Below are 8,560 nucleotides of genomic sequence, written 5' to 3'. Positions count from 1 at the left end.
GGCCTGCCCGGCACGCGGCACGCTGCTGGCCGACGGCCGCACCGACCTGTTCCTGTCGCTGCTGCTGCGCGCCGTCGGGCTGGCGGTCGGCGGCGCGACCGGCGGCGTGGGTCACCTGGCGTTCGAGCGCGTCTCGCGCCTGGTGCGCTCATTGGTCGCAGCCCGCGCCGATGCGCGCATCGTGCCCGGGCTGGAAGCGATGATCCCCGGCTCGCCGTTGACGCTGGCGCTGGCCGGCTGCGGCGCGCAGCCGACCGACCGCCTGCGCGTGATCGCCGGCGATTCGCGCGGCAAGGGCTGGGGCGGCATCGTCACGCTGCTCGGCGACGTGTTCTACGGCCTGCACGACCACGACTTCGTGGTCCACACGCGCTCGATGTTCGGCGGCCTGCAGCGCAGCGCGCAGCCGCCACGCAGCCTGCGCTGCGAGGGGCCCACCGTCACGCACTTCGCCTACTTCGGTGCCGGCAGCCTGTCGCGCAGTGCGCTGTTCAGCGCGCTGGCCGGACGCGACGACGGCTTCGCCGCGCTGGCGGACGACGAGCGCCGCACGCGCGGCCCGCTGCAGGCGCTGAAGACCGACCCGCTGAGCCGGCGGCCATTCGAGGCCTGGCTGGCCGATTTCGGGCTGCGCGAGAACGCCCGCAAGCCGGTCCTGCTGGTGCTGCCCGGCATCATGGGCAGCGAGCTGCAGCGCCGCGACGGCGGTGATCGCATCTGGCTCACGCTCGGCGCGATGCTCGACGGATCGCTGGAGCGGCTGGCGCTCGAGGATCCCGACGCGCGTGCCGACGGCAGCGCACTGCGCGCCGGGGGCCTGCTGGCGGCCAGCTACGAGCGCCTGCTGGATGAGGCGCACTCGCGCTTTCGCGTCGTCGCGGTGCCATTCGACTGGCGGCTGTCGATCGAGCACAGCGGCGCGGGCCTGCGCGAGCAACTGCGCGCCATCGTCGAGCGGCTGGACGATGGCACGGTGCCAGTGCACCTGCTGGTGCATTCGATGGGCGGCCTGGTGGCGCGCCAGGCGCTCTATGTCGACGTCGCCGGCAAGGCGCTGTGGCAGGACCTCAAGCAGCGCGGCAGCCGCCTGGTGATGCTGGGCACGCCGAACAAGGTTCCTACGCGCCGGCGATGCTGCTGCTGCGTCAGTACCGGCTGGCCACGATGCTCGCGATGCTGGCGCGCAAGGTGTCCGACCGCGACATGGCGCGCTTCGGCGCCGGCTTCCCCGGTCTGCTGCAGATGCTGCCGCACGACAGCGACCCGGCCTTCGGCGACCTGTTCGATGCCGCCAGCTGGCAGCGCATCGCCGAGGCCGAGCATGGCGCCCAGCTGCCCGACCCGCAGGTGCTGAAGGCCGCGCGTGACTTCGTGCGCAGCCGCCCGTTCCAGGACAGCTTCCAGGCGCTGTGTGAAGACCCTTCGGTGTTCTACGTGGCCGGCACCGGCAGCACGGTGCTCCAGATGCGACCGCCGCAGGATGCCTGGGAGACCGTGTTCGGCGAGGGCGAGGCGGTGATCGCCACCCGCCGCGGCATCGACTTCCTGGCCGGCGACGGCGGCGACGGCACGGTGCCGTGGAACTCGGCGCTGGCGCCCGAGCGCACCTGGTACGCGCCCTGCGAGCACGGCACGCTGCCCGACCACCGCGAAAGCTTCGAGGCCTACTTCGAGCTGCTGACCGCGGGCCGCACCCGCCGGCTGCCGCAGCAGCCACCGCAGCGGCGCGGCGCCGGAACGGCACTGACGGTGTGGCCCCCGACCCCGCAGCCGGCGCTGCTGCCGACCGACGACGACGAGCTGGCCGACTACATCCTGGCGCACGGTGGCAGCGGCCCCGAGCCGGTACCGAGCCCCGATCCGATCGAGGTGCGGGTGGTGCACGGCAGCCTCGATTTCGCACGCTACCCGCTGATGGTCGGCCACTACCAGGACGACGGTGTGTCCGGTGCCGCCAAGCGCGTCGACGAGAAGCTCGACGGCCAGTTGCAGCGGCTGATCGACCTGAAGCTGTTCGTCGGCGCCAGCCGCACCGGGCACTATCTGCGACCCAACAACCACGGCGTGACCCCGCCCGCCTACCCCGGCGCGCTGCTGCTGGGGCTGGGCACGGGTGGGCGAGCTGACACCCGGCCTGCTGTCGGAGACGGTGACGCGCGGCGTGCTGCGCTATGCCTTCGAGCACGTGCACCGCGACCCCTATGCGGCGCGGGGCAGCGAGCCGGTCGACCTACGGCTGTCGACCGTGCTGGTCGGCACCCACGTGCAGGCCGTCACCGCGCGCGACAGCCTGGCCGGGCTGCTTTACGGGGTGTGGCGCGCGGCGCAGCTGCTGCTGCAGATGCCCGGCGGGCCGCAGCCGGTGCGCATCCGCGAGGTCGAGGTGATCGAGATCGACGAGCACATCGCGCTCGACGCAGCCTACGAGCTGCGGCGACTGCTGGCGCGCGACGAATGGGCCGAGCGCCTGCGCTGGGACCACCCGGTGCTGGAGGTGCGCGAGGGCGGCATCCGCGGCTACCGACCGCGTGCCGTGGGCTCGGTGTGGCAACGCCTGGTGGTGAGGCAGGACGCGCTGGGCGGCCTGAACTTCGCGCTGATCGGAGAGCGCGCGCGGGTCGAATCCACGCAGGTCTATTCCGACGTGGCCAGCCTGCGCCGCTTCATCGACCGCGTGAGCGACCACCAGACCGGCGCGGCCGACCGCATCGCCAGCCCCACCGATCCGCGCTTCGGCGGCGTGCTGTTCCAGATGCTGCTGCCCTACGAGCTGAAGGAGCGGCTGGCCAACCTCGACAACACGGTGCTGGTGGTCGACGACGAATCGGCGCGCTACCCCTGGGAACTGCTGAGCCCGGCACTCGCCGGTCCGGCCGATGGCGAGACGCCGCGGCCGTTCGTCGTGCACGCCGGCCTGGTGCGCCAGCGCGTGACCGACGACTTCCGGCGCCTGCCGCAGGCGATCACCGGCTACGACGCGCTGATCGTCGGCGCGCCGAGCACCGCGAACTGGCAGGACGACCGACGCGCGCCGCTGGCCTTCAGCACGCTGGAGGGCGCGGAGGCCGAGGCCCAGGCCGTCAACGAGCTGCTGCTGCACGACGACCGCGAGTGGCTGCCGTCGTCGCTGATCGGCCCGACGGTCAGCTTCGAACAGGTGCGCATCGCGCTGCTCGAGAAGCCCTACCGCCTGCTGCACCTGTGCGGCCACGGCGTGGTCGACCAGTGGGTGCGCACGATGGGCAGCGGGCTCGATGCGCACGAGATCCGCAAGACCGGCATGGTGCTCAGCCATCAGGAGGTGCTGACCGCGGCCGACGTGGACCAGATGAATCCGCCACCCGAATTCGTGTTCATCAACTGCTGCTACTCGGGCCGCGACGCCGAGGGGCTGACGACACCCGGCGCCGGCCCGCGCAAGCACCCGATCCTCGCCGCGAGCCTGGCGCTGCAGTTCATCAAGATGGGTTCGAAGGCGGTGGTCGCCGCGGGCTGGCAGGTCGACGACGCGGCGGCGCTGCTGTTCGCGAAGACGCTGTACCGCGCGCTGCTCGACGGCGAGGCCTTCGGCGAAGCGGTTCGCGGGGCCCGCGAGGCGGTGCACGCCGACAGCGGTGCGCAGCACAACACCTGGGGCGCCTACCAGTGCTATGGCGACCCGCAGTGGCGGCTGCACGCCCCGGCGCGTGCCGCCGCCGCGTCGGCCGGCACCTCGTTGCTGCGCGATGCCGACGGCTGCATGAGCGCGCACGAACTGGCCGACCGCATCGTGCAGGTGGTGGCGGTAGCCGGCGACAAGCCGGCGGCGGCTGTGCTGGGCCAGATCGACCGGCTGCTGGCCACGCTGGCGGCGGATGAGGCGCGCCGCGCCTGGCTCAGCGATTCAAGGGTGCGCTCGGCGCTCGGCTGCGCCTACCGCGAGCTGGGCGACCACGACAGCGCAGCCCGCGCGCTGCAGCTGGGCGCGCGCAGCGCCTACTCGCAGGTGCAGATCGGTCAGCTGGAGCTGCTGGTGAACTCGCTGTCGCGCTCGGCCTCACCCGACGCGCAACTGGCCGCAGAGAGTCTGCTCGATCGGCTGGACGACGTGTCGAACGACACGCTCGGCCGCTGGCCGCTCGGTGACCAGGACGTGGCGCCGACTTCGGCCACGTCCGAACGCCAGGGCCTGCGCGGCGGCTTCGTGCTGCGCCAGGCGGCCCGGCTGCTCGACGAGGACAAGGCGCTGGGCGCCGTGGCCGAGGCCTTGGTGAAGGCCGCAAAGCTGTTCGCCAGCGCGTACCGCAGCAAGCGCCACTTCGGGGACGCGGCCGACCGGCGCGCCTATGCGCTGTCGAACGCCATGCTCGCGGCGGCACTGGCGGGGCTGGCCCGGCGCGAGCTCGGTGTGGCCGAGGCCGCCTCGCCGAGGCCGGCACGCCGCACCCCGGGTCTCCGGCGCTGGGCCCGATCGCGCTGTGGCTCGCGGAGGCCGGCGCGCTGCTTGACGAGCTGGCGGCGCTGGACGACCTGGCGAGTTTCTGGCACCAGACGACCAAGCTCGAGCTGCTGGTCGCCCGCACGCTGCTCGCGCACCTGCAGGACCCCGCCCATCCGCTCGACGACTTCGCCGTGGCGCTGGACCTGCTGGACCGGGCCCTGGTGCGATGGCCCTCGCCGATCCAGGTGGAAAGCCTGCAGCACCGCTTCCTGCTGGTACGCCACCTGTCGCTCGCGCTGCAGCGGCAGCCGGGGCCGCATCCCTGGGAAGACCTGCGCCAGATGCTGCCGGTGCTCACCGAGGACGCGCTGGCCCGGCTGGCCACCTGCGGCCGCGGGGGGCACTGACGGCAGCCCGCCCTCGATGTCGGTGCGGCCGCGGGTCGCACCGGCGCGAAGGGCCACTTCCGCGCGCCGCCGCACCGATTGCGGGCAGCCTCTAGACTCGCTGCATAGGCGCCCGAGCGCCGGCCCATCCCCACGCGAGCGGAGACCCCATGCGCCCCACCATCGATTACTACCTGGCGCCGCAGTCGCCGTACACCTACCTCGGCCACCTGCGCTTCTGGGACATCGCCCGCAAGGCCGGCGCAACGATCCGCGTGATGCCGGTCGACCTGGGGGGCAAGGTGTTCCCGGTGTCGGGTGGCCTGCCGCTGGGCAAGCGCGCGCCACAGCGCCAGGCGTACCGGCTGGTGGAGCTCAAGCGCTTCAGCGAGTGGCTGCACGCCCCGCTGAACCTCGAACCCAAGTACTTCCCGGTCAACGGCGACGACGCCGCACGGCTGATCATCGCGGTCGACCTGCACGACGGCGCCGATGCTGCAATGGCCATCGCCGACAGCATCCTGCGCGCGGTGTGGGTCCACGACCGCAACATCGCCGACGAAGCGGTGCTCGCATCGCTGCTGGTCGAGCGCGAGCTGCCGGCCGCGCGGCTCGAGGCCGCGCACTCGCAGGCGGTGCAGGAGCGGTACGAGGCCGATTCGCAGGCGGCGGTCGATGCCGGGGTGTTCGGCGCGCCGAGCTACGTGGTGCAGGGTGAGATCTTCTGGGGCCAGGACCGGCTCGATTTCCTCGAGCGGCGCCTGAAGGCCGGCTGAACGCGGCACCGCCGGCCGGCGGTCGAGGCCGCGGCGGCAACGCCACAATACGCGGGCCCGCCCCCCGCGACACCATGCCGATCCCCTTCCACCCCCGAGAGGCGCATCGCCTGACGCTGTTGCGCGAGCTCGGGGTGCTCGGCGGCGCAGCAGGTGCCGGCCTCGACGCGCTGACCGCTTGCGCGGCGCGGCTCACGGGTGCGCCGCTGGCAGCGATCTCGCTGGTCGACGACGACGCGCAGTGGTTCCTGTCGCGCAGCGGCTTCGAGCTCGCCCAGATTCCGCGCAGCCAGGGCTTCTGTTCGCACGCGATCCTCGGCGAGAGCCTGTTCACCGTGCCGGACCTGGCTCGCGACCCCCGCTTTCGCGACAGCCCGCTGGTCACCGACGGCCCGCGCGTGCGCTTCTATGCCGGCCAGCCGCTGGCCATCGACGGGCTGGCCGTCGGGACGCTGTGCGTGTTCGACCTCCAGCCCCGCACGCTCGGTGCCGGCGAACGCGAAGCGCTGGCGCAACTGGGCTGTGCCGCGGTCGAACTGCTGCAGTCGCGGCAGGGCCTGCGCGAAGCGTCGCAGCTGCGCGAGCGCCTGTTCGACTTCGCGCGCGCCGGCGGTGACTGGATGTGGGAGAGCGATGCACGGCATCGCTACCGGTGGCTTTCCGACGCCTTCCAGCCCATCACCGGCATCGACCCGCGCCGGCAGCTCGGCGAACCCATCACCGACGCCCAGCTGCTCGACGCCGACGGGAGTCCGCGCGTGCCGGCGCAGTACTACCGGGCGCTGCTCGACCGCCAGGAGCCGTTCGCACGGGTGCTGACCGCCAAGCACACGCCGCGCGGGCTGCTCTACCTGTCGCGCAGCGCGGTGCCGGTGTTCGACGCGGCTGGCCGCTTCGAGGGCTATCGCGGCACGGTGCGCGACGTCACGTCGACGCTGGCGGCAGCCAGCGAGGCCCGTCGCGGCGAGGTCACGCTGCGCGAACTGGCCGCGCAGGTGCCGGGCATGCTGTTCACCTTCGAGGAGCATCCCGACGGCCGGGCCGGCTACCCCTTCGTCAGCGATGGCGCCGAACGCGTGCTCGGGATGGCGGCGGCCACGCTGCAGGCCGATGCGCTGACCTTCTTCCGCCACGTTCACCCACCGGATCTCGCGCCGCTCGGCAAGGCCCTGGCCGAGGGCGCGGCGCGGCTGACACGGCTGGAGCACAGCTTCCGCATGACCTTGCCCGATGGCTCGCTGCGCTGGTTCGAGATGCGTGCGGCGCCGACGCGCCTGGGTGACGGCGGTACGTTGTGGCACGGATTCACCGCCGACGTGACCGCGCGCAAGGCGATCGAGGAGGCGTTGCAGGCCCATGAAGAGCGCTGGCAGATCGCCGCCGACGCAGCGCGCATCGGCATCGCCGAGTTCGTGCTGGCCGACGGCCTTGTCAACCTCGATCGCCGCGCCTGCATCAATCACGGACTTTCGCACCCGCATGGCCGGGTGACGCTCGACGACTGGATGGCACAGATCGATCCGGCCGACCGCGACGCCGTGATGGCCGGTATCGGCGAGGCGCTGGCCGGCGAACGACCGTTCGAGGGCCGGTATCGGATCCGCCAGCCCGATGGCAGCGTGCGCTGGCTCGAGTTCGTGGTGCGTGCCACGCGCGACGAGGCCGGCGCGCCGACCGGTGTCATCGGCACCTGCCGGGACGTGCACGAGCAGCAGCTGGCCGACGAGTTGTCCCGCGGCATGCAGGAGGCCGAGCGGGCGAGCCGCGCCAAGAGCGAATTCCTGTCGCGGGTGAGCCACGAGCTGCGCACGCCACTGAACGGCATCCTCGGCTTCACGCAGCTGATGGCGCTGGACGAGGATCACCCGCTGGCGGCTCCGCAGGCGCAGCGCCTCGCGAGCGTGCAGCGGGCCGGCAACCGGCTGCTGAATCTGATCAACGACGTGCTGGAGATCAGCCGCATCGAAAGCGCCGAGGTCGCGGTGCGCACGCTGGCGGTCGATCTCGACGCCGCGCTGCACGCGAGCCTGAGCCTGGTGCAGTCGCTGGCGCGCGGGCGCTCGATCACCATCGAGCCGACGCCACCGAGCGGGCTGTGGGTCAGCGGCGACGAGCGTGCGCTCGAACAGGTACTGGTGAACCTGCTGTCCAACGCCATCAAGTACAGCGGCGAACAGAGTCCGGTGGTCTTGAACCTGCAGCGCAGCGACGGGACGGTGAAGATCGCGGTGCGCGACCGGGGCGTCGGCCTGACGGCCGAGCAGCAGGCGCGGCTGTTCCAACCCTTCGATCGGCTGGGTGCCGAACGACGCCGCATCGAAGGCAGCGGTCTCGGCCTGGTGATCGCACGCCAGCTGGCCGAGGCGATGGGCGGTCGCATCGATGTCGTCAGCGTGCCGGGCGCCGGCTCGACCTTCACCTTGCAGTTGCCCGAGGCCGAGGAGCCGAGCGGCAGCGCCTACCTCGCCACACAGCCCGCAGCCTTACTGCACGAACCGCCCGCGCCGCGGCGCGCGCAGCGACAGGTGGTCTACATCGAGGACGAACTGCTGAACCAGGTGTTGCTGCAGGAGGTGTTTCGAGCCCGCCCCGACTGGCAGCTCCACATCGCCGACGACGGCGCCAGCGGCCTGCAGCTGGCGCGCGAGCTCTCCCCGCACCTGATGCTGATCGACATGAACCTGCCCGATACCAACGGCTTGGCTTTGGTGCAGGCGCTGCGCGCCGATCCGTCGACACGGGCGCTGCGCTGCATCGCGCTGTCGGCCGACGCGATGAACGAGCAGATCGCGGCGGCGCGCCGTGCCGGCTTCGACGACTACTGGACCAAGCCGATCGATGTGGCGCAGGTGCTGGCCGGGCTCGACGCCGTGCTGGACGGTACCGCCTGAAGCCTGCTTTCACGCCCCGTCACCGCTCCGGTTTCGCCCCGCGGGGGCCCTCGGCCCGGTGCCCCCGCGGGGCCGCCCTCGGGGCGA

The 8,560-nt window shown here is 72.4% G+C and carries 4 protein-coding genes and 1 pseudogene; 4 read left to right on the top strand and 1 reads right to left on the bottom strand.

All coding sequences use genetic code 11. The annotated features are described in order from the left end of the window. A partial coding sequence (locus Y694_RS09535; protein WP_036231864.1) for a lipase/acyltransferase domain-containing protein occupies positions 1 to 1,354 on the top strand: 1,354 nt, incomplete at its 5' end. Positions 1,355 to 1,430: 76 nt separating this feature from the next. On the opposite strand, the gene Y694_RS09530 is transcribed toward Y694_RS09535, so the two are convergent. Further along, positions 1,431 to 1,634 carry a hypothetical protein gene (locus Y694_RS09530; protein ID WP_036231862.1) on the bottom strand — a complete coding sequence of 68 codons (204 nt, stop codon included), beginning with the start codon at positions 1,632 to 1,634 and terminating at the stop codon, positions 1,431 to 1,433. A 707-nt stretch (positions 1,635 to 2,341) separates the two neighbouring features. Between Y694_RS09530 and Y694_RS25705 the strand changes: the two are divergent. The 3 genes and pseudogenes from Y694_RS25705 to Y694_RS09500 all read left to right on the top strand — a co-directional run. Beyond that, positions 2,342 to 3,646 (top strand): annotated as a pseudogene (locus tag Y694_RS25705) (CHAT domain-containing protein); the annotation flags it as partial. A gap of 1,330 nt (positions 3,647 to 4,976) precedes the next feature. Continuing rightward, positions 4,977 to 5,582: a 2-hydroxychromene-2-carboxylate isomerase gene (locus Y694_RS24790; protein WP_011827701.1), complete on the top strand. Its 606-nt coding sequence runs from the start codon at positions 4,977 to 4,979 to the stop codon at positions 5,580 to 5,582. Between the two features lie 74 nt (positions 5,583 to 5,656). Then, the gene (locus Y694_RS09500; protein WP_036231852.1) at positions 5,657 to 8,473 is read left to right on the top strand and encodes an ATP-binding protein; all 2,817 of its coding nucleotides are present in this window, start codon (positions 5,657 to 5,659) and stop codon (positions 8,471 to 8,473) included. Positions 8,474 to 8,560 lie beyond the last annotated feature (87 nt).

This window comes from Methylibium sp. T29-B (genome assembly GCF_000576225.1).
GTDB classification, from domain to species: domain Bacteria; phylum Pseudomonadota; class Gammaproteobacteria; order Burkholderiales; family Burkholderiaceae_C; genus Methylibium; species Methylibium petroleiphilum.
The sequence above is the reverse complement of the archived record's forward strand: the minus strand, read 5'-3'. Positions and strand labels throughout refer to the sequence as shown.